20 protein-coding genes and 1 pseudogene are annotated in these 25,799 nt (G+C 59.3%); 9 read left to right on the forward strand and 12 right to left on the reverse strand.

Going from position 1 to position 25,799, the window contains the following annotated elements; all coding sequences use genetic code 11:
- Nucleotides 1-2 precede the first annotated feature (2 nt).
- Nucleotides 3-662 (reverse strand): nucleoside-diphosphate sugar epimerase, encoded by a 660-nt coding sequence (locus IPI80_RS12610; RefSeq protein WP_413860578.1) that lies wholly within the window; start codon nt 660-662, stop codon nt 3-5.
- Nucleotides 577-2,341: pseudogene (locus IPI80_RS12615) on the reverse strand (DEAD/DEAH box helicase). The gene IPI80_RS12610 and the pseudogene IPI80_RS12615 overlap by 86 nt, the downstream one beginning before the upstream one ends.
- 304 nt (nt 2,342-2,645) lie before the next feature.
- Between IPI80_RS12615 and IPI80_RS12620 the strand changes: the two are divergent.
- The 3 genes from IPI80_RS12620 (at nt 2,646) to IPI80_RS12630 (ending at nt 9,003) form a co-directional block, all read left to right on the forward strand.
- Nucleotides 2,646-4,859 (forward strand): DUF1631 family protein, encoded by a 2,214-nt coding sequence (locus IPI80_RS12620; RefSeq protein ID WP_413860580.1) that lies wholly within the window; start codon nt 2,646-2,648, stop codon nt 4,857-4,859.
- A gap of 74 nt (nt 4,860-4,933) precedes the next feature.
- Nucleotides 4,934-6,595: an energy-dependent translational throttle protein EttA gene (gene ettA, locus IPI80_RS12625; RefSeq protein ID WP_413860582.1), complete on the forward strand. Its 1,662-nt coding sequence runs from the start codon at nt 4,934-4,936 to the stop codon at nt 6,593-6,595.
- 20 nt (nt 6,596-6,615) lie between these two features.
- Nucleotides 6,616-9,003 (forward strand): DUF1631 family protein, encoded by a 2,388-nt coding sequence (locus IPI80_RS12630; protein WP_413860584.1) that lies wholly within the window; start codon nt 6,616-6,618, stop codon nt 9,001-9,003.
- Between the two features lie 9 nt (nt 9,004-9,012).
- Here the strand turns inward: IPI80_RS12630 and IPI80_RS12635 are convergent, their stop codons facing one another.
- Nucleotides 9,013-9,456, reverse strand: coding sequence for a flavin reductase family protein (locus IPI80_RS12635; RefSeq protein WP_413860826.1), 444 nt, complete (start codon nt 9,454-9,456; stop codon nt 9,013-9,015).
- 226 nt (nt 9,457-9,682) lie between these two features.
- On the opposite strand from IPI80_RS12635, the gene IPI80_RS12640 reads away from it, so the two are divergent.
- Both IPI80_RS12640 and IPI80_RS12645 read left to right on the forward strand, forming a co-directional pair.
- A complete protein-coding gene (locus IPI80_RS12640; RefSeq protein WP_413860586.1) occupies nt 9,683-10,471 on the forward strand; it encodes a M14 family murein peptide amidase A in 789 nt (262 codons plus the stop codon).
- A 59-nt stretch (nt 10,472-10,530) separates the two neighbouring features.
- Nucleotides 10,531-11,997 (forward strand): flavin-containing monooxygenase, encoded by a 1,467-nt coding sequence (locus tag IPI80_RS12645; RefSeq protein ID WP_413860588.1) that lies wholly within the window; start codon nt 10,531-10,533, stop codon nt 11,995-11,997.
- A gap of 1 nt (nt 11,998) precedes the next feature.
- Here the strand turns inward: IPI80_RS12645 and IPI80_RS12650 are convergent, their stop codons facing one another.
- From IPI80_RS12650 to IPI80_RS12685, 8 genes are all read right to left on the reverse strand, one after another.
- Nucleotides 11,999-12,742, reverse strand: coding sequence for an amino acid ABC transporter ATP-binding protein (locus tag IPI80_RS12650; RefSeq protein ID WP_413860590.1), 744 nt, complete (start codon nt 12,740-12,742; stop codon nt 11,999-12,001).
- Nucleotides 12,743-12,750: 8 nt separating this feature from the next.
- A complete protein-coding gene (locus IPI80_RS12655; RefSeq protein WP_413860592.1) occupies nt 12,751-13,854 on the reverse strand; it encodes an amino acid ABC transporter permease in 1,104 nt (367 codons plus the stop codon).
- Between the two features lie 2 nt (nt 13,855-13,856).
- Nucleotides 13,857-14,999: an amino acid ABC transporter permease gene (locus tag IPI80_RS12660; RefSeq protein ID WP_413860594.1), complete on the reverse strand. Its 1,143-nt coding sequence runs from the start codon at nt 14,997-14,999 to the stop codon at nt 13,857-13,859.
- A gap of 155 nt (nt 15,000-15,154) precedes the next feature.
- Entirely contained in the window at nt 15,155-16,189 is a 1,035-nt protein-coding gene (locus IPI80_RS12665; RefSeq protein ID WP_413860596.1) for an amino acid ABC transporter substrate-binding protein, read from the reverse strand.
- A 150-nt stretch (nt 16,190-16,339) separates the two neighbouring features.
- The gene (locus IPI80_RS12670; protein ID WP_413860598.1) at nt 16,340-17,077 is read right to left on the reverse strand and encodes an amino acid ABC transporter ATP-binding protein; all 738 of its coding nucleotides are present in this window, start codon (nt 17,075-17,077) and stop codon (nt 16,340-16,342) included.
- A gap of 25 nt (nt 17,078-17,102) precedes the next feature.
- Nucleotides 17,103-17,771, reverse strand: a complete 669-nt coding sequence (locus IPI80_RS12675; protein ID WP_413860600.1) for an amino acid ABC transporter permease — start codon at nt 17,769-17,771, stop codon at nt 17,103-17,105.
- Nucleotide 17,772: 1 nt separating this feature from the next.
- A complete protein-coding gene (locus tag IPI80_RS12680; protein ID WP_413860602.1) occupies nt 17,773-18,492 on the reverse strand; it encodes an amino acid ABC transporter permease in 720 nt (239 codons plus the stop codon).
- A 97-nt stretch (nt 18,493-18,589) separates the two neighbouring features.
- Nucleotides 18,590-19,501 carry a transporter substrate-binding domain-containing protein gene (locus IPI80_RS12685; protein ID WP_413860604.1) on the reverse strand — a complete coding sequence of 304 codons (912 nt, stop codon included), beginning with the start codon at nt 19,499-19,501 and terminating at the stop codon, nt 18,590-18,592.
- A gap of 279 nt (nt 19,502-19,780) precedes the next feature.
- Between IPI80_RS12685 and IPI80_RS12690 the strand changes: the two genes are divergently transcribed.
- From IPI80_RS12690 to IPI80_RS12705, 4 genes are read left to right on the forward strand one after another with little or no spacing between them, the layout of a single operon-like run.
- Nucleotides 19,781-21,472, forward strand: coding sequence for a long-chain fatty acid--CoA ligase (locus IPI80_RS12690; protein ID WP_413860606.1), 1,692 nt, complete (start codon nt 19,781-19,783; stop codon nt 21,470-21,472).
- On the forward strand, nt 21,469-22,347 hold the full coding sequence (locus IPI80_RS12695; protein ID WP_413860608.1) for an ion transporter: 879 nt from the start codon (nt 21,469-21,471) through the stop codon (nt 22,345-22,347). Before IPI80_RS12690 ends, IPI80_RS12695 begins: the two co-directional genes overlap by 4 nt.
- The gene (locus IPI80_RS12700; RefSeq protein WP_413860610.1) at nt 22,340-23,377 is read left to right on the forward strand and encodes a methionine synthase; all 1,038 of its coding nucleotides are present in this window, start codon (nt 22,340-22,342) and stop codon (nt 23,375-23,377) included. Before IPI80_RS12695 ends, IPI80_RS12700 begins: the two co-directional genes overlap by 8 nt.
- Nucleotides 23,374-24,579: a serine hydrolase domain-containing protein gene (locus IPI80_RS12705; RefSeq protein WP_413860612.1), complete on the forward strand. Its 1,206-nt coding sequence runs from the start codon at nt 23,374-23,376 to the stop codon at nt 24,577-24,579. Before IPI80_RS12700 ends, IPI80_RS12705 begins: the two co-directional genes overlap by 4 nt.
- Before the next feature lie 91 nt (nt 24,580-24,670).
- On the opposite strand, the gene IPI80_RS12710 is transcribed toward IPI80_RS12705, so the two are convergent.
- Nucleotides 24,671-25,711: an NADP-dependent oxidoreductase gene (locus tag IPI80_RS12710; protein WP_413860614.1), complete on the reverse strand. Its 1,041-nt coding sequence runs from the start codon at nt 25,709-25,711 to the stop codon at nt 24,671-24,673.
- Between the last annotated feature and the right edge of the window lie 88 nt (nt 25,712-25,799).

A 25,799-nucleotide genomic window follows, 5' to 3' on the forward strand; every position in this document is an offset into this window, starting at 1 on the left:
ACTTAGCCGCCCTGCATTTCGCCGGACAACAGGGTCACTACGCCGGGCGTCCCCGCTTTGACCGACCGGATCAGGGCATGGGCCACATCCTTGGCCGCAATGGCGCGGTAATTACTGGGAAGCAGCGGGCCGAGCTTGCGGGTCAACATCAGGCCCAAGCCTTCGCCCGCGCGGCCCGGCTGATTCAAGGCTGTGCGGTCGCCGTCAATCAGGGAAGGGCGGGCAATGACTAGACTTTTAAAGCCCATGCGGGCCAGCGAGACTTCCATCTCGCCCTTGATGCGGTTGTAGAAAACCGAGGACTGGCTGTTGGCGCCCATGGCGCTGACAACTCCTAATTTGGTAGCACCTGAAGCTTTAACGGCGAGGGCTAGCGCCTCAACAGCCTTCAAGTCTATGGCGCGAAACGCCTCCTGGCTGCCGGCCACTTTGATGGTGGTGCCCAAGGCGATGAAGCAATCATCCACCCGGGGCAGATCGTGCGGCAGGGCCGCAAAATCCACCACATGGCAGAAGAGCTTGGGATGCTTCTGTTCCAGCGTGCGGCGGCCCACGCAGTGAACCGCCGAATAGGTCTTATCGGCTAAAAGGGCCGCGAGGATTTCCTGACCCACGAGGCCCGTTGCTCCCGCCACCATAGCCACCCGAGCGTTGTCCACCATTTCCGCCTCCATTGCCAGAACCGCCGCGATTACCGCCGCCATAACCACGGCGAGCGCCGCGTTCGGCCATCATATCGACACTGGTACGCATCGGGTCGGGTTGTCCACCGGCTGCGGTGCGGGGAGCGCGTGGCTCGCCCATGCCGCCACCAGCGGCAAAGCGGCCTTCGTGGCTGCGTGGTTGCTCGTCACCAGCGGGTGCGCGATCACGATTGGGACCGCGACCCGGTCCTTGGCCCTGACCCTGGGGCCCGGGCACCTTGTGGTCGGGGAGCGTGTTCACCGCCACGGCCTGCGCCGCCACCGCCGTTGCCACGCGGGCCCTTGGCCACCACGCCTCCGCTGTTACCACCACCATTGCCTCCGCCTGCGCCTCGACCGCCACCCTGGCCGGTCTTGTTCTCACGCACGCGCTGCAGCATTTCGGTGCGGGCGGCCTTGGCGGCAGCCTGCATCACGTCGCGGCTTGGCGGTTTGCCGGCGCCACCCCAAATCGTTTGGCGTCCCATGGCGATGGGTTCACCCTTTTCGCCCGGTTCGGGGCCAAAGCCTTCCACCACTTTGACTTCAATGTTTTGCTTGGTAAAGCGCTCAATGTCTTGCATGAAGCCTTCTTCATCCAGGCACACCAGGTTCACGGCGGCACCGTCGGCTCCGGCGCGACCGGTGCGGCCAATGCGGTGCACATAGTCTTCGCTGACGTTGGGGATTTCGTAGTTCACCACGTGCGGCAGATCGTCAATGTCAATGCCACGGGCGGCAATGTCGGTTGCCACCAAAGCGCGCACGTCGCCGCTTTTGAAACCGGCCAGTGCTTGCGTGCGCGCAGCCTGGCTCTTGTTGCCGTGCAGGGCCATGGCGGTGATGCCATTCTTTTCCAGAAATTCGGCCACGTTGTTGGCACCAAACTTGGTGCGGGTGAACACCAGCACCTGGCTCCAGTTGTGTTCGTTGATGATGTGGGCCAACAGGGCCTTTTTCTTGCCGCGGCCGACGGGGTGGATCACCTGGGTGATGCGTTGTACCGTGGTGTTGCGCGGCGTGACCTGCACGCTCTGTGGGTCTTTGAGCAGGCCGGCGGCCAGTTCGCGGATTTCGTCGCTGAAAGTGGCGGAGAACAGCAAGCTTTGCTTTTCCTTGGGAACAGCGGCCAGCACCTTTTTCACGTCATGGATAAAGCCCATGTCGAGCATGCGGTCGGCTTCATCAAGAACCAACATTTGCACTTGGCCCAGGTCCAGCATGCCTTGTTGCATCAGGTCCAAAAGGCGGCCAGGAGTGGCCACCAGAATGTCCACGCCCTTTTTGAGTTTGGAGATTTGCGGGTTCATGCCCACGCCGCCAAAGATCACGGTGCTGCTGAGTTGCAGGTATTTGCCGTAGGTGCGTATCGATTCCTCGACCTGTGCGGCCAGTTCGCGGGTGGGGGTCAGTACCAAGGCACGGATGCCAGTGCCACCAAACTTGTTTTGCGCGCTACGGCTCATGGTAAGGCGGTGCAGCATGGGCAGGGTAAAGGCTGCGGTCTTGCCGGTGCCGGTCTGGGCGCCGCCGAGCAGGTCGCGGCCCTCCAGAATCAGGGGAATGGCCTGGGCCTGAATGGCAGTTGGGATCTCGTAACCTTGCTCGCGCACGGCTTTGACGATGGCCGCAGCCAGATTCAATTCTTCAAATGTCATGGATTGTGGCGCCCATCCAGGGCGCTTGGGATATCGGCCTGTCCCGGGGCCTGGGCACCGGTTCAGTCAAAGGCAGATAGATTCAAAAGCGGGACGCAGGTTGTGATACCAGTCCCCAGCAATGTGCTGACGTTGTGGGCAACTGAAGCACCGCAACTGCGCGCATTGTCGCACGTTGTGCCAGGAAGTGCTAAAAAGGCAGCAACAGTTGTTTTGTTGACGCGACGCCCACAGTAACATTGTGGCCAGGGGGCTAGTCTTTACGCCCTGCAACTGGGAGAATCTTCACACAATGAAAAAGTTCATGTTGCGACGCTTGGGGGTAGCCCATGATCCTGGCAGCTTCAAGCCGTCTGTGCATGATTGCATGGAGGCTGTGCTGGAGCAAAGTGATACCCTGGCCGATGACGTACTGGCCGGGTTAAAGGCGTCCATCTCGCCGGCACGCGCCAAGTCCGTGCACGTGAATACCAGTCCGGCTACCAAAGCAGCTATTGAACATTTGTGCCTGCAGGCCTATCACTTCAAAGAGGCCTTTGCCATCCATTTGCGCGCGGCACTGTATGGCGGTGACATCCAGCGTGGTGTGACCCAGCCCTTGCGGTTCGATGATTTCCAGTTTCTCGAAGAAGAGCAAATTGATGCCAACATCGAATTTGCCCTGACGCAACAGGAAGTTTCCATGGCCGTGGACGACACACTGCCCACCCTGAACGCCATGGTCAGCGGCCTCTTGGGTTGGCTCACGGTGCAGCCCCACCTGAACCCGCTCAAACCGGAGTCCTTTGTCTACGCGCTGCGGGAAACCCTGGTGGAGCTGATTCCCAAGGACGAGGTGCGCACCCCCTTGATGACACCGGCAGCCGGCATGCTGGGCATCAGCATGCGACAGTTGTACAAGGAAATATCCGATTGGCTTCGCTCGCAGGGTGTTGAACCGGTTGGCCCGACCTTGACCCAGGGTGGCGGGCAAGGAGGCACCGCCAAATCGGCCGAGAGTACAGTGACGCGCACGCTGCTCACGCTGGACAAACTGCGTCGCTTGCTGTCCGGGGAGTTGAACCCCGGCCCCCTGAATGGCAACATCAAGGACTTCACCCACACGGTGCCGGCATCGTTCGTCGCGCTGGAAGACATGAAGCTGATGGAGCCCATGATGAAGCGCCTGACCGAGCGGGCCAGCCAGTCGGCTGCTGCCAGGGGCCCTGCGGCAGCGGGCGTGGTGGTGGATGCCGCTTCCCTGCGCGCAAAATCAAAGAGCAAGAAACTGGGGCGCGAACTGGGCGAGGAAGTGGTTCGTCTCATGCTGGAAAATCTGACCCAGGACCACCGCATGCTGGCTGGCGTGCGCAACAACCTCAAGCGGTTGGAGCCGGTGTTATTGGCGCTGTCGCAATCGGACGCGCGCTTTTTCAGTGAACGCCAACACCCGGCGCGCCAGTTCATGGACAAGATCACCAACCGCAGTCTGGCGTTCACATCCGAAGACCAGCCCGGTTTTGTTCATTTCCACAAGGCGCTGGAGAACGCTGTGGCGGTTTTGATCGGTAGTGGTGGCGATGTCACAGCCTTCACCCGTGTGCTGCGCCAGCTCGAAGAGGGGTGGTCACGTGAAGAGCACGATCAGCGTCAGCGCGCTGAGGAAGCTGCGCGCGGTCTGTTGCATGCCGAACAGCGCAATCTGCTGGCGCAAAGGCTGGCCGAAGATTTTGCCGAGCGCATCAAAGCCAAGAAAATTCCCGAGATCGTGGCGGTGTTTCTGCGCGGCCCTTGGGCACAGGTGGTGGCCGAGTCGCAATTGCGCTGCTCCGACGGCACAGTCGATGCTGACGGTTACCTGAGTCTGGTTGATGACCTGATCTGGAGCGTGCAACTCAAATTGGCCCGGCGCAACCGCGCGCGTTTGGTAGATATAGTGCCTGGGATGCTGGTCAAAATGCGTCAGGGCCTAAGTCTTATTTCCTATCCAGAAGAAAAACTACCGGTGTTCTTTGACGAGCTGATCACTTTTCACGAGCAAGCCTTTGAAGGCGCTAAGCCACCTCCCGCTCCTGACGGTGGAAGCGCAACGGTTGACGAATCAGCGTTGTCAGCGATTGATGTTGTGGGGTTACCGGCAGACGAATTCTGGATGGCGCAGGAAGAAGCAACTGACTCTGGCTTCATGCATGCCGCCGCTCAACTGATGCCCGAATTTGAAGAAGACGAGACTCCCGATCCGGCCGCCCAACGGGCCTGGAGCGCGGAACAACTCAACACTGGCTCCTGGGTGGATCTGGCGTTGGGCGGTGTGTGGGTGCGGGCGCAACTCACCTGGGCCAGCCCACACAAGACGCTGTTCATGTTCATTTCCTCGGGTGGCATGGCACACTCCATGTCCCGGCGCACCATGGATCGCCTGCGTGGGCTGGGGCTGATCCGCCTGGTTTCGGACGGCCGCGTAGTGGACCACGCCCTGGACGCTGTGGCCCAGGCGGCGCTGCGCAACGATGTGGAAAAAGCTGGCGGCAACAGCTAATCCCGTCTGTCGGTTGGGGATACGGGTGGGGCAGTCGATAATGCGGTATTTCCACCCCACAATATCGTTGAACAATGGCCCAATACGTTTATTCCATGAACCGCGTCGGCAAGATTGTGCCGCCCAAGCGGCATATTCTTAAAGACATCTCCCTGTCTTTTTTTCCAGGTGCCAAGATTGGCGTGTTGGGCACCAACGGATCAGGCAAGTCCACCCTGTTGAAGATCATGGCCGGCGTGGACAAGGACATCGAAGGCGAAGCCATCCCCATGCCAGGGCTGAACATCGGCTACCTGCCCCAGGAACCCCAGTTGGACCCCACCCAGACTGTGCGCGAGAGTGTGGAAGCCGGTATGGGTAAGCTGTTTGCCGCCAAGGCGCGTCTGGAAGAGGTTTACACCGCCTATGGTGCCGAAGATGCTGACTTTGATGCCCTGGCGGCCGAACAGGCTGAGTTGGAGGCCATCATCGCCACGGCGGGAACCGACTCCGAACACCAGCTAGAGATCGCAGCCGATGCGCTGCGCTTGCCACCCTGGGACGCCAATATTGGCGTGTTGTCCGGCGGTGAAAAGCGTCGCGTCGCACTGTGCCGATTGCTGCTTTCCAAGCCCGACATGCTGTTGCTCGACGAGCCCACCAACCACTTGGACGCCGAATCCGTGGACTGGCTGGAGCAGTTCCTGCAGCGCTACCCTGGCACCGTGGTGGCCATCACCCACGATCGCTACTTCCTGGACAACGCCGCCGAGTGGATTCTGGAACTGGATCGCGGCTCTGGCATTCCCTACAAAGGCAACTACTCTGACTGGCTGACGCAAAAGGGCGCCCGTCTGGAGGCCGAGAATAAGGGTGAAGAAGCGCGCGCCAAGGCCTTGAAGAAAGAGTTGGAGTGGTCGCGCCAGAACCCCAAGGCACGTCAGGCCAAGAGCAAGGCCCGCTTGGCACGCTTCGAGGAATTGAGCGATTTCGAATACCAAAAGCGCAATGAAACCAACGAGATTTTCATCCCGGTAGCCGAGCGTTTGGGCCATGAAGTGATCGAGTTCGTTGGCGTCAGCAAATCCTTTGGTGACCGCCTGCTGATTGATAACCTGAGTTTCAAGATCCCGGCCGGCGCCATCGTCGGTATCATTGGCCCCAACGGTGCCGGTAAATCCACGCTGTTCAAATTGATCGCCGGCAAGGAAAAACCTGATTCTGGCGAGGTCAAAATCGGTCAAACCGTCAAGATGGCTTTTGTCGACCAACACCGCGACGACCTGTCCAACGACAAGACGGTGTGGGAAGACGTGTCGGGTGGGCTGGACATTTTGAACGTAGGGAAATTCCAGATGGCCAGCCGCGCCTACTGTGGGCGCTTTAACTTCAATGGTGCCGACCAGCAAAAGAAGGTCGGCATGCTCTCCGGTGGTGAACGTGGACGTTTGCACCTGGCCAAGACGCTGATTGCGGGCGGCAACGTGCTGATGCTCGATGAGCCATCCAACGATCTGGACGTGGAAACCCTGCGTGCCCTGGAAGACGCGCTGCTGGAGTTTGCCGGCACCATGCTGGTCATCAGCCACGACCGTTGGTTCCTGGACCGTATCGCCACCCACATCCTGGCGGCCGAAGGTGATAGCCAATGGACCTTCTTTGACGGCAACTACCAGGAGTACGAAGCCGACAAGAAGAAGCGCCTGGGCGAAGAGGGCGCGCGACCGCACCGCATGCGCTTCAAGGCGCTCAAGTAAGCCCGCACAGGACTATTGCCATGTCTGTGGCACGCTCGCCCACTTCGTCGCAGTACCAGGCGCTGTACCAGTCTACGGTGCAAGAGGCTGCCGCTGGCGGCAGCTTGCTCATGGGCAAATTGGTGGCCGCTGCCCGGACCCAATTGCAGACCCGCGAGGCAGCCTGCAGGGAACTACGCGAACGCGATGCGCTGGCAACCTCAGCCAAGCATTTGCGAAACTGGGAGGCCGAACTGTGCAAGCGCTACCCGCAGGCCCTGCTGGACGCATTTGCCAATCCGGACGCGACCCGTAAAGCGGGTACCCAATCCATTGCAGACGTCGCATTTGATGAACTTGAGCTGATGGACGAGGTGCAGGTGCAAACCAGCGTCACTTTGGCTCGTACCCAACAGGTTGCGATGCTGGCGGCGGAAGCCAGCTTAGCAGAACTCAATACCTTGATTTGCAGTACCTTGGGCCTGGTTGCGGTCAACGCCGAGCGCAATCCACTGCGCCCGCAGGTTTACATCAGTGCCTTGCAGGCAGTGGTCGAGCAAACGCAATTGCCACCCGAAACCCAGCTCGACTGGCTGGTAGCCATGGGCACTACGTTGGGTCAAGAGTTGCGCGCGCTGTATGTACAGCTGTGTGCCGCCTTGCGTGGGCAGGGTGTGGTTGCTGCGGGTTATGCCGTGGTGCCGGCCCCCAGCGGCCTGGGAGTTGGGCGTGGGGTTGCGCATGGCCTGTACCAGCAGCCCGCAACGGTGGCGACCGCTGTCGCAGCACAGTTGGGACAGAAGCCTGCGGCTACCGGACTGGTGGCGCCGACTATGGGACAAGACAATACCCTTTTGACCCTGGACAAGTTGCGCCGGCTATTGGCCGGGGAACTGGAAGCGCCGTCGGCCCTGAGCGCCAAGGAGCGCTTTGCACAGCAATTTTCCCAAGAGTTTGAAGAGGGCGATTTTCAGTCGGATGCCCATGTCACCGATTTTGACGCGACCGTTCCGGCAGCCCTGGAGGCCTTGACCGAACTCAAGCAGGTAGACGCCTTTGTTCAACGCATTCAGCACCGCCGCAGCACAGCTGCTGAAAGTCCAGCTGGTGAGACCACCATTGAAGCGATACGAGCCCATTTGCGCAGCCAAGCCCATGGGTTGGCGCAGACACTGAGCCTTGAAGTGGTTTCCCTGATGGTGGACAACATCGCCCATGATCCGCGGCTGCTCACTCCTGTCCAGCAATTGATTCGGCGTCTGGAGCCTGCGTTGCTACGCTTGGCTTTGGTTGACCCGCGTCTGTTTTCCAACAAGCAGCACCCCGCACGGATGTTGGTGCAGGAAGTGGCTAGCCACAGCCTAGCCTATGCATCGACTCAGGATAGCGGGTTTACAGAATTTTTGTCTGGGGTGTCCCAGGCCATTGCGCCACTGGAGCAGGCCGCGATTGAGGACGCCGAACCCTTTGAGGAAGTTTTGCAGCGATTGCAGAACGCCTGGGCACAGGCTGCGTTGGTCAGTGCTCAGAGTCGGGAACTGGCCAAGCAGGCCCTGCAACAGGCCGAAAAGCGCAATCTCCTGGCCGAAGAAATTGGCCGCGAGATTGCCGACCATCCCGAGGCGGTACAGGTGCCAGACGTTGTTATGGATTTTCTGTGTGGACCGTGGGCCCAGGTAGTAGCCTTTGCCCGTATGGGTGGCGCCTCGTCCGAAGGTGCCGCAGACAAGTACCATGCCGTCATCTCGGCTCTGCTGTGGAGTGCCCACCCAGAGCTAACCCGTAAAGATATTGCCAAACTGACTCGCCTGGTGCCCTTGTTGCTGGCTAATTTGCGTGAAGGTCTGGAGACCATTCGCTACCCAGGGACCAAGACCAGTGTTTTCCTGGAGGCCCTCATGGGTCTGCACCAGGCGGCGTTTCGCGCGGCCAAGGCGCCACCCGCGCCCCTGCAGGCGCAGCCCGCGGTGGATGCGGTTGTGCCGGCCAAGCGATCCTATCTGGTGGACGATAGCAACCCCTGGCTGGCTCCCCAGGAAGCCCTGGCGTCAAACTTCATGGATTTGCCGGATGCCACCAGCGACTCATCTGCGCCAGTGTATGTACCAGATCTGCTTCAAGATGGTCAGCATACCTCCCAAGAGCCGACGGAAGTCCCCGCACTTAGCAGTCTGGCCCTGGGATCCTGGATTGAGTTGTGGGTGAAAGACCAATGGGTCCGCACCCAACTCACCTGGGCCAGCCCGCACGGCACCCTGTTCCTTTTTACCAACGCGCAGGGGGCGACCCAATCCATGACGCGGCGTTCTGGCGACAAGCTGGTCGCAGCCGGTCATGTGCGGGTGATTTCGGATCGCCCTGTGGTTGACGGCGCCCTGAATGCCGTGGCGCAGATGGCATTGCGTAACAGCGTAAATACCACCTATTGAGCTGCGGGGCTACAGCGGATGCTCCGCATAGAACCGGCCACCGTGGAACAGCAAGGGCGAGGCCCCGGGCCGGTGGTTGCAGCGTTCTACTTCACCTACAAAAATGACGTGGTCGCCTTCGTCGTAGCGGCTGCGGTTGAAACACTCGAAGGTGGCAACCGCACCGTCCAATAGTGGTGCACCACCGCTGCCCTGTGTGAACGCCACGCCGGCAAAGCGGTCTCGACCGCGTGCGGAAAACTGCACGGCCAATTCTTGCTGGTCGGCGCTAAGGATATTGATTGCGTAGTGTGAGCCTGCGCAAAAGGCCGCCATGGAGCCGGCTGAACGCGCCAGACTCCAGAGCACTAGCGGTGGTGTCAGCGAAACCGAGTTGAACGAATTGGCAGTGAGCCCAACGAATTTCCCGTGGGCGTCGCGCGCCGTCACCACCGTGACGCCAGTGGCAAACATGCCCAAAGCCTCCCGAAATTCGGTTGCGGAAAAGTGCGGTGGAAGGGCCTGCTGGGGCGCGACTGTCAAAGGCATCCCCAAATTTAACCGAATCGGCGCCCACCTGCTGACCCACCCGCCAACAACCGCGGCTGTCACAGGGGCGTCCTACAATGGATGAATGTTATTTCCCGCTGTGTTTTTGTTCGCAATTGCTACGGTAAGCATAGCGTGTCACGCAATGCCCATGAGGTCATGCGCTGACTATTCTGCAAAAATCCCGAATGTCAATCGTCTGCTGTGCGAAGCCGCGCAGTTGCAAGACATGCAGGCCCGCTCGGTCTTGGGGCGTCCCATCTGGGGGCGAGACGTCCGAGCCAACGATGCGCGTCTGCGCGTATTGGTGCTTGGCGCCATCCATGGCGATGAAATGTCTTCCAGTTCCCTGGTGTTCCACTGGATTGCCATGGCGCAGACGCCGACAGCTGACACGCCATTGCCTATTCACTGGCGCTTTATTCCTGCACTGAATCCCGATGGCATGTTTGCCAAGCCCGCCCGCCGTGTCAATGCCCACGGGGTGGACCTGAACCGCAACTTCCCAACGCCCAACTGGGCACGTGATGCCCGCCAGTATTGGGAAGGGCGCACGCGCCGCGACCCGCGCCGCTGGCCAGGCAACAAGCCGTTGTCAGAGCCTGAGTCGCGTTTTCTGCTGGAGCAAATGGACAGTTTCAAGCCAAACTTGATAGTCAGCGTGCACGCGCCCTACGGTGTGTTGGACTTCGACGGCCCAACTGCACCGCCCAGTCGGCTGGGGCGTCTGTACCTGGATCAGGTCGGTATCTTTCCGGGCTCGCTGGGTAACTATGGTGGTATCCACAAGGGTGTGCCAGTGGTCACAATTGAATTGCCGAACGCTTCACGTACTCCCAAAGATGCGGAGATGCGCCAAATGTGGATAGATCTGTTGCGCTGGACCTCGAATCGCCTGGGACCGGGTGTCTCGACTGCGGCAGGTGACTTACCCAAGTGATTTCGAGGGACTGAGCGGAGAGGCCTTGACGGGAGAGGCCGCTGTGTTAACTTGCTTGTATGAAGCAACTCGATGTGGCGATTGTTGGTGCGGGCTTTGGTGGACTGTGCGCGGCGATCAAACTGCGCAGCAGCGGTGTCGATTCGCTGGTGATCCTGGAGCGCAATGCCGAAGTGGGTGGCACTTGGCGTGACAACATTTACCCTGGCTGTGCATGCGACGTACCCTCGCACCTGTATTCCCTGTCATTCGCTCCCAACGCCCATTGGACACGGCCTTATCCCCAACAGCAGGAAATCCAGGACTACATCCTGCGGGTGACCGATGACTACGTCCTGCGCACGCTGATCCGGTTTCAGACTGAGGTTCAGGCGATGCGTTGGCTCGTTGATCAGCAGTGCTGGCAGATCGAGATCACCGGGCAGGAGCCAATGCTGGCGCGCCATGTGGTGCTTGCAACGGGGCCACTGAACAAGCCCTTGATTCCCGATATTCCAGGCGTGGCGAATTTTGGTGGCGTGGCGTTTCACTCCAGCCAGTGGCGATATGACGTGGATCTCAAGGGAAAACGCATTGCCGTTGTCGGCACAGGGGCCAGTGCTATCCAGTTTGTGCCAGAAATTGCTCCAGACGCCGCGCATGTGGATGTGTTCCAGCGCACGCCAGCTTGGGTGGTTCCGCGCTGGGACCAACCCCACGGTCTCCTGCGCCGTTGGGCCTACCGCTACATTCCCGGCCTGCAACGGCTGAGTCGCTGGCGGGTGTACTGGTTCAATGAAATGGTTGGCCGTGGCTTCATGGGCTCAAAGCGCATCCAGGACCTGTTGCGGGCGCTGGCCATGCACCATCTGCGCCGCCAAGTGAACGACCCGGCCTTGCGCCAGGCACTCACGCCGGACTTTGCACCGGGCTGCAAGCGCCTGCTGATTTCCAATACCTGGTTTCCGACCCTGCAGCGCGCCAATGTCCAACTGCAGACACAAGCCGTAGCGGGCATTGCGCCCCAAGGCGTGGTGGGAGCCGATGGCGTGTTGTATCCGTGCGATGTGATTGTGTGGGGCACTGGTTTCAAGGCCACCGAGTTTGTGGCTCCCCTGGAGGTGTATGGCGAGGCCAGTTCCAGCGCCCTCGATCCCCCCGAACTGGGTGCACTTTGGCGTAAGCAGCCTGCGGCTACACGGCTGGGCATTACGGTAGCAGGGTTCCCCAATTTATTTCTACTGGTCGGCCCCAACACCGGGCTGGGGCATAACTCCATCATCTTCATGATCGAGTGCCAGGTACGCTACATCGTTGCCGCCGTCCAGGGCCTGCGTGAAAGTGGGAAAACTGCATTGCGGTTGCGTCCCGACGTGCAACAAGACGAGTACGCGCAGATGCAGCACAAGATGCAGGGCACCGTCTGGGCTTCCGGCTGCAAGAGCTGGTACCAGAACGCCGATGGCCATATCGACACCCTGTGGCCGGGCTACACCTGGGAATACTGGATCAAGACCCGGCGCTTTCTGATCACTGACTACGTTTGAATCAGTGTCCCAGGATCTTTGACAGAAAATCCCGGCTGCGTTCGTTCTGGGGATTATTGAAGAACTCGTGGGGCGTGTTTTGCTCCACGATCTGGCCCTGGTCCATGAAAATCACGCGGTCGGCAACGGCCTTGGCAAAGCCCATTTCGTGGGTCACGCAAATCATGGTGATACCCTGGTTGGCCAGTTCGATCATCACGTCCAGCACTTCCTTGATCATCTCCGGATCCAACGCGCTGGTGGGCTCGTCAAACAGCATGATCTTCGGTGTAAGACACAGGGCACGCGCAATGGCCACGCGCTGCTGTTGACCGCCTGACAATTGCAGCGGATACTTTCCGGCTTGCTCGGCAATGCGTACGCGTTCCAACTGCTCCATTGCCTTGGCTTCGGCTTCTTTTTTGGGCAGCTTGCCCACCCACATCGGTGACAGCGTCAGGTTTTCCAAAACGGTCAGGTGCGGAAACAGGTTGAACTGCTGGAACACCATGCCCACTTCTTTGCGGACCTGGTCGATGGCCTTCACGTCATCGCTTAGCTCAACGCCGTCCACCACCAAGCGGCCTTGCTGGTGCTCTTCCAGGCGGTTAATGCAGCGAATCAGTGTGGACTTGCCCGAGCCGGATGGTCCGCAGATGACAATCCGTTCTCCTTTGGCGACGGACAGGTCAATGTCGCGCAGCACATGGAAGTTATTGCCATACCATTTGTTGACTTTATCGAAGGTGATGATGGGTTCTGACATGGGGTTTCTCAGCGCAACTTGGACTTGTTGACCTGCTTTTCGATCCACATGCTGTAGCGCGACATGGAGAAGCAGAAGATGAAATAGATGGACGCGATGAAGAGGTAGCCCTCAATCTTGAAGGGGCGCCAGTCCCCATCGGAGTTCAAGGCCAGGCCCATGGCTCCCGTGAGTTCGTACAGACTCACGATGGTGACCAGGGACGTGTCTTTGAAGGTCGAGATAAATCCATTCATGATGCCTGGCACCACCATGGCCAGTGCCTGCGGCAGCACAATCTTGCCCTGTGTTTGCCAGTACGACAGTCCCAGCGTGGCTGCAGCTTCCACTTGGCCCTTCGGGATCGCCTGCAGGCCGCCACGAATCACCTCGGCCATGTAGGCTGCTGCAAACAGTGTGATGCCCACCAGCACCCGAATCAGCACATCAATTGTGAAACCCTGTGGCATGAACAGAGGGAACATGAATGAAGCCATGAACAGGACAGAGATTAGTGGTACCCCTCGGATCAGCTCTACATACACCGTGCAGGCACTGCGGATGGCTGGCATGTTGGAGCGTTTGCCCAAGGCCACGACAAGTGCAATCGGAAAGGCCATGGCCATGGACAACGACGCCAGCAGGATGGTCAGGGGCAGGCCACCCCAGCGGTCGGTATCGACCCGGCTCAGGCCCGCTACGCCACCGTACATGATGACAAAGTAGACAGCCAGCACAACCGGCCAAAGCAGGACCAGCCAGGGCTTCCAAAAGGCACGTGTACAGCTGCCCAGTATCAGAAAGAGCATTAGCGCCGTAGCCACCAGGGGGCGCCATTGTTCTTCAAAGGGGTAGCGACCGAAAAGGATCAGGCGGTATTTCTCTGCCACCACACCCCAGCAGGCACCCACGCCATCGAGGCGACAGGCATTGGGATCGGGGCGCCACTCTGCCCGCAACAGCGCCCAACTGAACAATTGGGGCAATATCCACAGTAAAAAACCACCCAGCACGATGGTACCCACCGAGGTTTGCCAGTTGCCAAACAGGTTGGCGCGTATCCATGGCACCAGGCCTTCGGTCTTGATGGGTGCCGGGCGGGGAGCGATAGGTTGAAAGGTTTGGGCGGCCATGGTTAGCGTTCCTGGATCGCCGCGCGGGCGTTGTACCAATTCATGAGCAGCGAAGTTGCCAGCGAGGTACTGAGGTAGACCAGCATGATCACCGAAATGCACTCCACCGCCCGCCCGGTTTGGTTGATAGCGGTATTGGCGATGGACACCACATCGGGGTAGCCAATGGCCACTGCCAGTGAGGAGTTCTTGGTGAGGTTGAGGTACTGGTTGGTCATGGGTGGAATGATCACGCGCAGCGCCTGCGGCAACATGACCAGGCGCATTTCCTGTGCAGGTGACAGACCCAGCGCGCTGGCGGCCTCGCCCTGCCCCCTAGGAACCGAATTGACACCGCTGCGCACCACTTCGGCTACAAACGCCGCTGTGTAAATGGTCAAGCCCAGCAATACGGACAGGAACTCAGGTGTCAGCGCACCCCCATTTTCAATGGCGTACTCGCCCTGCTTGGGGCTATCAAAGGCAGTTGGTGCCCCCCCCAGTAACCAGCCCACCACGCCGCACGCCAGCACCACGAGCAAAGGTAGCCAGAATTGGCTGCCAGGACGCCCCGTGCGTTCAAACGCTTGGACAGCTCTGCGTCGGACCAGCCAGGCCAGCGGGAGTCCCGCCAGCAGCCCCAAGGCGGCCCATGCTTGGCCGACACCCCAAATGGGAATGGGAAAATTCAACCCCCCCTTGCTAAGAAAGAGTGGCCCCAACACCACCGGCTCGGTGGAAGGTGGCAGCAATTCGGTAAACAGCAGATACCACATTAGCAGCTGAAGCAGCACGGGCACATTGCGGAAAATCTCGACATAGGTGATACACAGGCCGCGTACCAGTACATTGCGTGAAAAACGACCAACCCCAATCAAGGTGCCCAGCAGCGTCGTGAGAATAATGCCCAGCACCGCGACGCGCAGCGTGTTGGTGACGCCCACCAGGAACGCGCGCCAGTAGGGTTCGCCGGAATCGAAGGGGTACAGACTTTCACCAATATCAAAGCCTGCTGCGCTTGTCAGAAAGTCGAACCCGCTTTGAATGCCCCGTACGCGCATGTTAGTGGCCGTGTTGTGGGCCAAAAACCAGACGGACAGCGCAATGGCAGTGACCGCCAGGATTTGGTAAACCAAGCCACGAAATGCCTGGCTTCGCCAGGACATGGGTTTCTTTTTGGGGGGGGTCTGGCCGCTCATATCAGCAGGTTTTCATGACTGTTCAAACGTGTTTCCAATGAAAAAGGGCAGCCCAGGTCTACTCTGCGGCTACCCTTGCAAAATAGGTCATGCAATGGTATGCACGACCACGGCGGTGGGCTTTAGCGGACTGGGTATGGGTAGACCAGACCACCCTTGTTCCAAAGGTTGTTCAGGCCACGTGGCAGTTGCAGTGGAGATTTGGGGCCAACGTTGCGTTCGAAAATTTCGCCGTAATTGCCTGTGGTCTTAATCGCGCGAACCAGCCAGTCTTTGTCCAACCCCAGCAACTTGCCAGTGTCTTCGGTAGTGCCCAGCAGGCGACCGATCACGGGATCTTTGCTGGTGACCTTCAGATCATCCACATTGGCAGCCGTGACGCCATACTCTTCAGCTTCCTGCAGACCGTAGATCACCCATTTAACGATGGCAAACCACTCGTCATCACCCCGCCGAACCATGGGGCCCAGGGGTTCCTTGGATATGATTTCTGGCAGGATGAGGTGGTCAGCCGGATCTTTGGCAGATTTGTTGCGCACGGCAGCCAAGCCAGATGCATCTGTCGTGTAGGCGATGCAGCGCCCCGAGAAGTAAGCGCCTTCTACGGCTTCGAGCTTTTCAAACACGACAGGTTTGATGTTGAGACCGTTGGTTTTGGAGTAGTCGGTCAGATTTTTTTCAGTGGTGGTGCCGGACTGCACGCACACGGTTTGGTTCTTGAGCTGCTTGGCGCTCTTGATCTTGCTTTTGACTGGCACCATGAAGCCTTGGCCGTCGTAATAGGTTACGACGGTGTCGTTCAAGCCGAGCGACGCGTCGCGCGTCAGTGTGAAGGTGGTGTTGCGCGACAGGATATCGATCTCTCCGGACTGCAGGGCGGTGAAGCGTGCCTGGGCGGGCAGGGGGACATATTTCACCTTATCTCCATCACCCAGGGTGGAGGCGGCAATGGCGCGGCAGATGTCGGAATCCAGGCCATTCCACTTGCCGTTGGAGTCGGCCGCGGAAAAGCCAGCCAGGCCGGTGTGCACACCGCAGATGATTTGGCCTCGGGTCTTGATGCCATCCAGTGTCTTGCCTGCGTGTGCAGGGGCTGCCAACAGGGCGCCCAGAGAGGCCACGACGGTGGCTGCGACTTTTACGGTATTCAATTTCATCAGTAAGTACTCCAGTAACAAACAGGTTTTACACAACTTAAGCAAGGACACCAGCGAATGACTCGGTTTGTTGAACTGTAGCGCCAGTTCCCTGGCCTTAGCATCAGGGTTTACGCTGGCGACAGTGTGCCGATTTTGACGCTGACTGGCTCAGTGCTGGAGGATCTTGCTGAGGAAATCTTTAGTGCGTGTCTGGCGATTCTCGGGATGGCTGAAGAACTCTTCTTTGGTGCAGTCTTCCAGAATCTTGCCCCCCACGTCAATGAAGATCACCCGGTTGGCCACCTTGCGGGCGAAGCCCATTTCATGGGTGACAACCATCATGGTCATGCCCTCCTTGGCAAGAGTCACCATCACATCCAGTACCTCGCCCACCATTTCGGGGTCCAGAGCGGAAGTGGGTTCGTCAAACAGCATCACGATCGGGTCCATGGACAGGGCCCGTGCAATGGCCACACGCTGCTGCTGACCGCCAGAGAGTTGTCCGGGGAACTTGTCCTTGTGGGCCATCAGGCCCACCCGGTCGAGCATCTTCAGGCCGCGGACCTTGGCCTCATCGGCAGAGCGACCCAGCACCCGGATCTGGGCGATGGTCAGGTTTTCGGTCACACTGAGGTGGGGGAATAGTTCGAAGTGCTGGAACACCATACCGACTTTGCTGCGCAACTGCGGCAGGTTGGTGGTGGATGCTTGCAACTCGGTGCCATCCACAAAAATTTTGCCTTCCTGAACTGGCTCCAGGCCGTTGACGGTCTTGATGAGTGTGGATTTGCCCGAGCCCGAGGGGCCGCAGACCACCACCACGTCACCTTTGGAAATGGTGACTGAGCAATTGTTCAGCACCTGGACCGGGCCATACCACTTGGAGATGTTTTCAATTCGGATCATTTTGGAGTCTCAATGGGTTAATGAATTAGCGGATGATGGCGATCTTGTTTTGCAGGCGTTTCACCAGCACCGACAGGCTGAAGCACACGGCAAAGTAAACAATGGCGGCCATCAGGTAAGCCTCTTCAGGGCGGCCATAGATCTTGCCCGCGGTGACAAAGCCTTTGAGCAGGTCGTTGGCGCCAATGGCGTAAACCAGGGACGTATCCTGGAACAGGATGATGGTCTGTGTCAGCAACACAGGCAGCATGTTGCGAAAAGCCTGGGGCAGGATCACCAGACGCATGTTTTGCGTGTAGGTCATGCCCAGTGCTTGACCGGCATACACCTGGCCACGTGGAATGGACTGGATGCCGGCACGCATGATCTCGCTGAAGTAAGCAGCCTCAAAGGCAATGAACGTGATGGTTGCCGACAGCTCTGCACCAACGGCTTTGCCAGTGATGAGCGGTACCAGCAGGAAGAACCACAAGATCACCATCACCAAAGGCACGCTGCGCATGGTATTGACGTACAGGGTGGCAAACAGGGTCATGGGCTTGATGCCAGACAGACGCATCAGCGCCAGCATCGTGCCAAACAGGATGCCGCCCACGGTGGCCACAATCGTCAAATTGACGCTGAACATGAGGCCACCCAGTACGAACTTACTGATGATGTCCCAGTTTACAAAAGTCAGGTCGAGTCCGCCCATGTCAGTGACCTCCAGCGGCGCCAGCCACTACATAGCCGGGAATTTGCGTCTTTTTCTCGACGAAACTCATGATCCGGTTGATGGCAAAGGCCGAAATGGCATACAGGAAGGTCACAGCGATGTAGATTTCCACGCCCCGCGAGGTCTCTTCCTGCGCCTGCATGGCAAACATGGTGAGTTCGGCAATCGATACGGCAAACGCCACCGAAGAGTTTTTCAGCAGATTCATCGATTCACTGGTCAGTGGCGGCAAGATGATCCGAAACGCCATGGGCAGAAGTACGTAACGATAAGTCTGGGCGGTAGTGAATCCCAAGGCCAAGCCTGCATAGCGTTGTCCGCGTGGCAGTGCCTGGATGCCAGCGCGAACCTGTTCGGCAATGCGCGCCGAGGTAAAAAAGCCCAGGGCGAAAATCACCAGAATACTGCTGGGAATGCGCTGCATGGAGGGGAACATCTTGGGCACCACGAAGTACCACAGAAAGATTTGCACCAGCACGGGGATGTTGCGAAACAGCTCGACCCAGACATTTGCCAGCCGTACCAGCCAGGGGCTGTTGGGTAACGTGCGCAAGGTGCCAAAAAACACGCCCGTGATCATGGCGATAACCCAGGCACCACCGGCCACGGACAAGGTCCAGCCCCATGCCTCCATCATCCACTGAAAGTAGGTTCTCCCACTGCCATCGTCATTCAGAAATACATGCCAATCCCATGTCATAGAAGCCCCTCACTCATTACTGATCAACCGCAAATGTCCAAAAGAAACCCGCCTGGGCCAAAGCGCAAGCGGGTTCTTTGATGTTGGAGTTTTCGCCTTACTTCTTGGCGTAGTCTTCCATGGGCTTGTCGTTCAAATTAGCCCAAGCGGCCTTGGTCGCGTCGCTGGCAGGCAGACCAACGCGTGTGTTCTTCGGTGGGATGGGCTGGACAAACCACTTGTCATAAATCTTGGCCAGTTCGCCAGACTTCTGCAGTTCACGAATGGTGTCGTCAGCTACCTTCTTGAAGGCAGCATCGTCCTTGCTCAACATGATGGCAATGGGTTCCACGCTCAGTACTTCGCCCACGATCTTGAAGTCGGCAGGGTTCTTGGCGGTGGCAATGTTGCCAGCCAGAATCTGGCCATCCATCACGAACGCGTCAGCGCGGCCAGACTCCAGCAGCAAGAAGCTGTCAGAGTGGTCCTTGCCAAAAATTTCCTTGAAGTCAACGCCGTTGGCGCGCTCATGCTTGCGCAGAATCTGCACCGAGGTGGTGCCGGTGGTAGTTGCCACAGTCCTGCCCGCGAGGTTGGTGATGGAGGTAATGCCGGAATTGGCCTTAACCGCAATACGTACTTCTTCCACATACGCGGTCAATGCGAAGGACACGTCCTTCTGACGGGCCAGGTTGTTGGTGGTGGAGCCGCACTCAATGTCAACGGTACCGTTCTGGACCAGGGGAATGCGGTTCTGGGACGTGACAGGCAGGTATTTGACTTCCAGCTTCTTGCCAATGGCCTTCTCAACGTTTCCGATGATGCGCTGGCAGATCTCGATGTGGTAGCCCACGTACTTGCCATCGCCCAGCGTGTAAGACAGTGCACCGGACGAGTCGCGCACGCCCATGGTGATGGTTCCCGAAGCCTTTACCTTGGCCAGCGTGTCGGCGGCCAGGGCAGCTTGCCCAAATGTCAACAAAGATGCGGCCACTGAGGCCGTCGCGAGGGCAAACAAATGTTTTTTCATGTCTAGTCCTAAAAAGGTATTCGGTAAGTGTTGAGTTCAAAGCCAAGCAGCGCATTGCACGCAACAGCCCCACAAGCAACCCATGGATGTTAGCCTTTTGCGGGAAAGCGCGCCCATGGGTTTCTACGCAGCAACGATGCAAGATTTGCATGATCCGATACAACGCGAAGCCGTACGTCGCCCACGTGACTCAAAGCCGCCGTTCCGGGGGGCTACCCGGATGCGGGTTGCAAGACTGCACGCTAGGCTTGCTCCATCGATTCTTTTCTAGGAGTTCCGGTGCGCGCCCATTACAAGTTCTGGCCCAAACGGCTACCGCATGCCATTACCCTTCCCGTCACCTCGCTGTGGGACAACCTGGAGACCAACGCGCGCCGTTACCCCAACAAGGCAGCGTTGGTATTTTTCGGTACGGTTCTGACATATATTCAGTTGCTACAAAAATCAGAGCAACTTGCGCAGTGTTTGCGAGGGCTAGGGGTCGAAAAGGGTGATAGGGTCGTGCTGTGCATGCAAAACTGCCCGCAGCTGGTGATTGCCCACTTTGCCATTTTGCGTGCAAATGCGGTGGTGGTGCCGGTCAACCCCATGAACCGCACGGAAGAACTCAAACACTACATCACCGACCCCGACGCCCGGGTCGCCATTACCACCGCTGATCTCGCCGCCGAATTGGCCCAAGCCAGCAATGCGCTGGACGCCAAGACCCACCTGTCGCACCTGATCATCACGCACTTCACCGACGCCTTTGACGTCAACACGACCGGTGACGACGCACCGCCCACGGCCTGGAACCCCTGGCTGACAACGCGCCACTTGCCGCCCACCCTGCAGGGCGGACAGGTGCTGGACTGGACACAGGCGTTGGCCGCCGGTGGCGAGCTACCTGCCCTGCAGGTGGGCCCGGCTGACTTGGCGATACTGCCCTACACCAGCGGCACCACTGGTCTGCCCAAGGGCTGCATGCACACCCACGCCAGCATCATGCACAACGCGGTGGCCAGTGGCATATGGGGCAATGGTTCGGCCGAGAACGTGGTGCTGGTGGTGGTACCCATGTTCCATATCACCGGCATGGTCAGCGTCATGCACACCAGTATCCGTGGTGGCGCGACGCTGGTCATCATGCCGCGCTGGGACCGCGACCTGGCCGGGCGCCTGATCTCGCACAGAAAAGTCACCCACTGGACCAACATCCCCACCATGGTGATCGACCTGTTGAGTAGCCCCAATTTTGCCAGCTACGACCTCTCCAGCCTGGTGTATATCGGCGGTGGCGGTGCCGCCATGCCCCAAGCCGTGGCCCAGCGCCTGCTGGAACAGTACGACCTGCGCTATGTGGAAGGCTATGGCCTGACCGAAACCGCCGCACCCTCGCACAGCAACCCGCCAGACGCGCCCAAGCAGCAATGCCTGGGCATTCCCTTTATGGGCACTGACGCCCGCGTGGTGGATCCCGACACATTGCAAGAGGTGCCGCAGGGCACATCCGGCGAGATCGTCATCCATGGGCCCGAGGTGTTTCAGGGCTACTGGAAGCGCCCACAGGCCACCGAGGCGGCCTTTTTTGAGATGGATGGCAAGCGCTTCTTCCGCTCGGGCGACATCGGCATGGTGGATGAAGACGGCTACTTCTTCCTGACCGACCGGCTCAAGCGCATGATCAACGCCTCGGGCTTCAAGGTTTGGCCGGCCGAGGTGGAGGCGCTGATGTACCGCCATCCGGCCATCGCCGAGGCCTGCATCATCTCCACCCCCGACAGCTACCGTGGCGAATCCGTCAAGGCTGTGGTCGTATTGCGCCCCAGCCACCGCGATCTGGTCACCGAGCAGGAAATCGCCGACTGGTGTCGAGAGAACATGGCCGTCTACAAAGTGCCCCGCGTGGTGCAGTTTGTCGATGCCTTGCCCAAGAGCGGAGCGGGTAAAGTCATGTGGCGCACGTTGCAGGAGTCAGAAGGGATGAAATGAGCGACAGTAGGGATCAGTCACTGGGAAAGCCCCTCACGGGCTGGCGTTTACGCATTTACACCATCATTTTTGAGGCCGACACGCGCGCCGGGCGGCTGTTTGACCAGTGGCTGATTGCCGTCATCCTTTCCAGCGTGCTGTTGGTGGTGGTGGACAGCGTGCAACATCTATCCGGAGCCTGGAGCCGCGCTTTTCTATTTCTGGAGTGGCTGTTTACCCTGGCCTTTACATTGGAATACGTGGCGCGTTTGGTCTGTGTGCGTCACCCCTTGCGTTACGCACTGAGCTTCTACGGTCTGATTGACCTGGCTGCCTTGCTCCCGACCTATATTGCCCTGTTTGTGCCAGAAGTGCATGCGCTGATTGATGTGCGCGTGTTGCGTTTGTTGCGGGTGTTTCGGGTCTTCAAGCTCACCGCCTACGTGGTCGAATACCAGTCGCTTGGCAATGCACTGCGCTCCAGCCGGCGCAAGATTCTGGTCTTTATCTCTGCCGTGATGATGATCGTGCTGGTCATGGGCACGCTGATGTACGTGGTGGAAGGGCCGGACAACGGCTACACCAGCATCCCCGCGTCGGTGTACTGGGCCATTACCACCATGACCACGGTGGGCTACGGTGACGTCACGCCCAAAACCGACCTGGGGCGCCTGATTGCCTCGCTCATGATGCTGCTGGGTTGGGGCACACTGGCGGTGCCCACCGGCATCGTGACCGCAGAGATGACCAGCCAGCGCCGCCACGAAGTGCCCACCACGCGAACCTGCCATGAGTGCCTGACCGAAGGGCATTCCGCTGAAGCTAACTATTGCCTGCATTGCGGTGCAAAATTGCCAGCTTACCAAACCAGTTTAATCGGAGACAAACATGTTTGAAACCGCTATTGCGGGCAGTTTGCCCAAGCCATCCTGGCTGTCCGAAACCGAGAAGCTCTGGCCGCAGTGGAAGCTGGCCGGAGCCGAGCTGCAACAGGCCAAGGCCGACGCCACGTTGTTGTGGATCAAGGCGCAGGAGGATGCGGGGCTGGACACCGTGGGCGACGGCGAACAATCGCGCCAGCACTTTGTGCATGGCTTTCTGGAGCAGGTCGAGGGCATCGACTTTGCGCACAAGGTCGAGATGGGCATCCGCAACGACCGCTACAAGGCCATGGTGCCCCAGGTCGTGGCTCCCTTGCGTTTGAAGGGTCGGGTGCATGCGTTTGAGGCACAGCTTGCCCGCGCCCACACCCAGAGAAAGCTTAAATTCACCTTGCCCGGCCCGCTGACCATTGTGGACACCGTGGCTGACAACTACTACGGTGACCGCAAGACCTTGGCCTTTGCTTTTGCCGAATTGCTCAACCAGGAAGCGCTGGCCTTGCAGGCCGATGGGGTGGACATCATCCAGTTCGATGAACCCGCTTTTAACGTCTATATGAAAGATGCGGCAGACTGGGGCGTCAAGGCATTGGAGATCGCCGTCAAAGGATTGACCTGCACCACTGCCGTGCACATTTGCTACGGCTATGGGATCAAGGCCAATACCGATTGGAAAGAAACCCTGGGTCAGGATTGGCGCCAGTATGCGCAGGTGTTCCCCGCGCTGGCAGCCAGCTCTATCCAGCAGGTCAGCCTGGAGTGCTACCACTCCCATGTGCCGCCCGAGATGATGGATCTGCTCAAAGGCAAAGACGTGATGGTGGGCGTAATCGACGTGGCCAGCGACGTGATCGAAACCCCGGAGCAAATTGCCGACACCATCGGCATGGCCTTGCAACATGTGCCCAGGGACCGCTTGTTCCCCTGCACCAACTGCGGTCTGGCGCCCATGAGTCGCGAGGTGGCGCTTAAAAAATTGGAAGCGCTGGCGCAAGGTGCGGCCCTGGCGCGTGCACGCTATGGTCAAACCGGGGCCTGCTCGTGACCACAGCCCAGCATCTCCCCCTGGGATCGGCTAAAGACCTGGGCTTTTGCCCCCAGCGCACCCGCAACCTGGTCGAGGTCTTGCAGGCCGAAGTCGCCCGGGCCCGCCTGCCAGGCGCGGTGGCTCTCATTGCGCGCCACGGCCAGGTGCTGCTGCACGAAACCGTGGGCCAACAAGACCCGGCCAACGGTGTGCCCATGGCGCAGGATTCGATCTTTCGCATCTACTCCATGACCAAACCCATCGTCTCGGTGGCCGTGATGATGCTCATGGAGCGCGGCCAGCTCTTGCTGAGCGACCCAGTGGCCCAGTATTTGCCCGAGTTTGAAGACGTCAAGCTCACCACCGCCATCCACGGCCGCGCAGTGCAGCACCGACCGCGCCACGCGCCCACCGTGCAAGACCTGCTGCGTCACACCGCCGGGCTGACCTACGAGATTTTGGGTAGCGAACCCATCCAACGCCAATATGCCCAGGCCCAGCTGGCCTCACGTGGGCGCACCAACCGCGAATTTTCCCAAGCGCTGGCCGCTATCCCGCTGATGTTCGAGCCGGGCACAGTGTGGGAATACAGCCGTGCCACCGATCTGCTGGGCGCTTTGGTGGAGGTGGTTAGTGGCCAACCCCTGGGCGAGTTTTTGCACGGCAACATCCTGGGCCCGCTGGGCATGGTCGACACCAGTTTTGTGGTGCCGCCTGACAAACACCACCGTATTGCGGAGCCGTTTGAGAAAGACCCAGACGGCGGCATCACCCCCCGCTTGATCGATTTGCGCAAGCCAGTGGCCATGGAGGCCGGTGGGGCAGGGCTGGCATCCACATCTGCTGACTACGCACGCTTCTTGCAATGCTTGCTAAATGGTGGCGAGTTGGATGGCCAACGCATTCTCAGCCCAGCCACCGTGCGCTACATGACCGCCGACCACTTAGGGTCAATCGGCGTGCACCGCGCAGGGCGTTCCGGCGAACTACTGCCACCTGGCCACGGCTTCGGCCTGGGCTTTGCCGTGCGGCTGGAGGAGGGCATCGCCGCACAGGCGGGCTCCAAGGGCTTGTATTTTTGGGGCGGCATAGCGGGCACGACGTTCTTCGTGGACCCAGCCAAGGATTTCTTCGCGTTGATGATGCTGCAGGCACCCAACCAGCGGGACTACTACCGGCCGCTGTTTAGGAACCTGGTGTATGCGGCGCTGCTGGAGTAGTTAGTGGTATTTTAGGCCTCCAGCCCTCGTGGAATATACGTAAGTAGCTATCAAAGAAATAGCTAATTACATATTTTCGTCAGCGTTTCTTTCAGTCCTTGGCCACTTCCAACACCAGCTTGCCGAAGTTCTCGCCGTTGAACAGCTTGAGCAGCGTTTCAGGGAACGTCTGCAGGCCCACCACCACGTCCTCCTTGCTCTTCATGCGGCCTTCCTTCAGGTAGCCCGCCATCTCTGCCACGGCCAAGTGGTAGCGGTCGGCGTAGTCGAACACCACAATGCCTTCCATGCGCGCGCGGTTCACCAACAGGCTCAGGTAGTTCTTGGGGCCTTGTACGGCGGTCGTGTTGTTGTACTGGCTGATGGCGCCGCAGATGATGATGCGCGCACCACGGGTGATCTTGGCCAGCACATCGTCCAGAATCTCGCCGCCCACGTTGTCAAAGTAAATGTCCACGCCCTTGGGGCAGTGCTCTTTAAGGCCGGCACGTACGGCGCCAGGGCCAGCCTTGTAGTCAATGCAGGCATCAAAGCCTAGTTCTTTCACCACCCAGTCGCACTTGGCCGCGCCACCGGCAATGCCCACCACGCGGCAGCCTTTGAGCTTGGCGAGCTGGCCCACGGTCTGGCCGACAGCACCAGCCGCACCCGACACCACGACCGTCTCGCCCGCTTTGGGCATGCCCACGTCCATCAGGCCAAAGTAGCCGGTCATGCCGGGCATGCCCAGCACGTTGAGCCACTGGGTCAGGCTGCCCGCGCGCAGGTCGATTTTGACGAGGCCGTTGCGTTTGATTTCATCTGCCGCGATGGTGATGTATTCCTGCACGCCAAAGCCCGCGCTCACATAGTCGCCCACCGCGAACTTGTCGTTTTTGGACGCAATCACCTTGCCCACGCCACCGGCCCGCATGACTTCGCCGATGCCCACCGGCGGGATGTAGCTCTTGCCTTCGTTCATCCAGCCGCGCATGGCGGGGTCCAGGCTCAGGGCCAGGGTTTTCAGCGTCACGCCGCCTTCAGACGGTTCGGCCACGGCTTCGGTGGTATGGTTCCAGTCGGTGGACTTGGGTAGGCCAACGGGGCGGGCGGCAAGGCGGATCTGGTGGTTGACGAGGTTGGCGAGGGACATGGGTGCGGACTCCTGGTGAATGAGCGCGCATGGTACTGTGACAGCGGCGAAGTTGGCGTATCCTGCGTGACAGCTAAAACCACCAATG

Source organism: Candidatus Aalborgicola defluviihabitans (assembly GCF_016705985.1).
In the GTDB taxonomy this organism is placed as follows: domain Bacteria; phylum Pseudomonadota; class Gammaproteobacteria; order Burkholderiales; family Burkholderiaceae_C; genus Allorhodoferax; species Allorhodoferax defluviihabitans.

What these genes read in the sequence shown, in the direction of transcription:
- IPI80_RS12610 (WP_413860578.1), bottom strand. Translation starts at nt 662, where the DNA reads ATGGTGGACAACGCTCGGGTGGCTATGGTGGCGGGAGCAACGGGCCTC.
- IPI80_RS12620 (WP_413860580.1), top strand. Translation starts at nt 2,646, where the DNA reads ATGTTGCGACGCTTGGGGGTAGCCCATGATCCTGGCAGCTTCAAGCCG.
- ettA (WP_413860582.1), top strand. Translation starts at nt 4,934, where the DNA reads ATGGCCCAATACGTTTATTCCATGAACCGCGTCGGCAAGATTGTGCCG.
- IPI80_RS12630 (WP_413860584.1), top strand. Translation starts at nt 6,616, where the DNA reads ATGTCTGTGGCACGCTCGCCCACTTCGTCGCAGTACCAGGCGCTGTAC.
- IPI80_RS12635 (WP_413860826.1), bottom strand. Translation starts at nt 9,456, where the DNA reads ATGTTTGCCACTGGCGTCACGGTGGTGACGGCGCGCGACGCCCACGGG.
- IPI80_RS12640 (WP_413860586.1), top strand. Translation starts at nt 9,683, where the DNA reads ATGAGGTCATGCGCTGACTATTCTGCAAAAATCCCGAATGTCAATCGT.
- IPI80_RS12645 (WP_413860588.1), top strand. Translation starts at nt 10,531, where the DNA reads ATGAAGCAACTCGATGTGGCGATTGTTGGTGCGGGCTTTGGTGGACTG.
- IPI80_RS12650 (WP_413860590.1), bottom strand. Translation starts at nt 12,742, where the DNA reads ATGTCAGAACCCATCATCACCTTCGATAAAGTCAACAAATGGTATGGC.
- IPI80_RS12655 (WP_413860592.1), bottom strand. Translation starts at nt 13,854, where the DNA reads ATGGCCGCCCAAACCTTTCAACCTATCGCTCCCCGCCCGGCACCCATC.
- IPI80_RS12660 (WP_413860594.1), bottom strand. Translation starts at nt 14,999, where the DNA reads ATGTCCTGGCGAAGCCAGGCATTTCGTGGCTTGGTTTACCAAATCCTG.
- IPI80_RS12665 (WP_413860596.1), bottom strand. Translation starts at nt 16,189, where the DNA reads ATGAAATTGAATACCGTAAAAGTCGCAGCCACCGTCGTGGCCTCTCTG.
- IPI80_RS12670 (WP_413860598.1), bottom strand. Translation starts at nt 17,077, where the DNA reads ATGATCCGAATTGAAAACATCTCCAAGTGGTATGGCCCGGTCCAGGTG.
- IPI80_RS12675 (WP_413860600.1), bottom strand. Translation starts at nt 17,771, where the DNA reads ATGGGCGGACTCGACCTGACTTTTGTAAACTGGGACATCATCAGTAAG.
- IPI80_RS12680 (WP_413860602.1), bottom strand. Translation starts at nt 18,492, where the DNA reads ATGACATGGGATTGGCATGTATTTCTGAATGACGATGGCAGTGGGAGA.
- IPI80_RS12685 (WP_413860604.1), bottom strand. Translation starts at nt 19,501, where the DNA reads ATGAAAAAACATTTGTTTGCCCTCGCGACGGCCTCAGTGGCCGCATCT.
- IPI80_RS12695 (WP_413860608.1), top strand. Translation starts at nt 21,469, where the DNA reads ATGAGCGACAGTAGGGATCAGTCACTGGGAAAGCCCCTCACGGGCTGG.
- IPI80_RS12700 (WP_413860610.1), top strand. Translation starts at nt 22,340, where the DNA reads ATGTTTGAAACCGCTATTGCGGGCAGTTTGCCCAAGCCATCCTGGCTG.
- IPI80_RS12710 (WP_413860614.1), bottom strand. Translation starts at nt 25,711, where the DNA reads ATGTCCCTCGCCAACCTCGTCAACCACCAGATCCGCCTTGCCGCCCGC.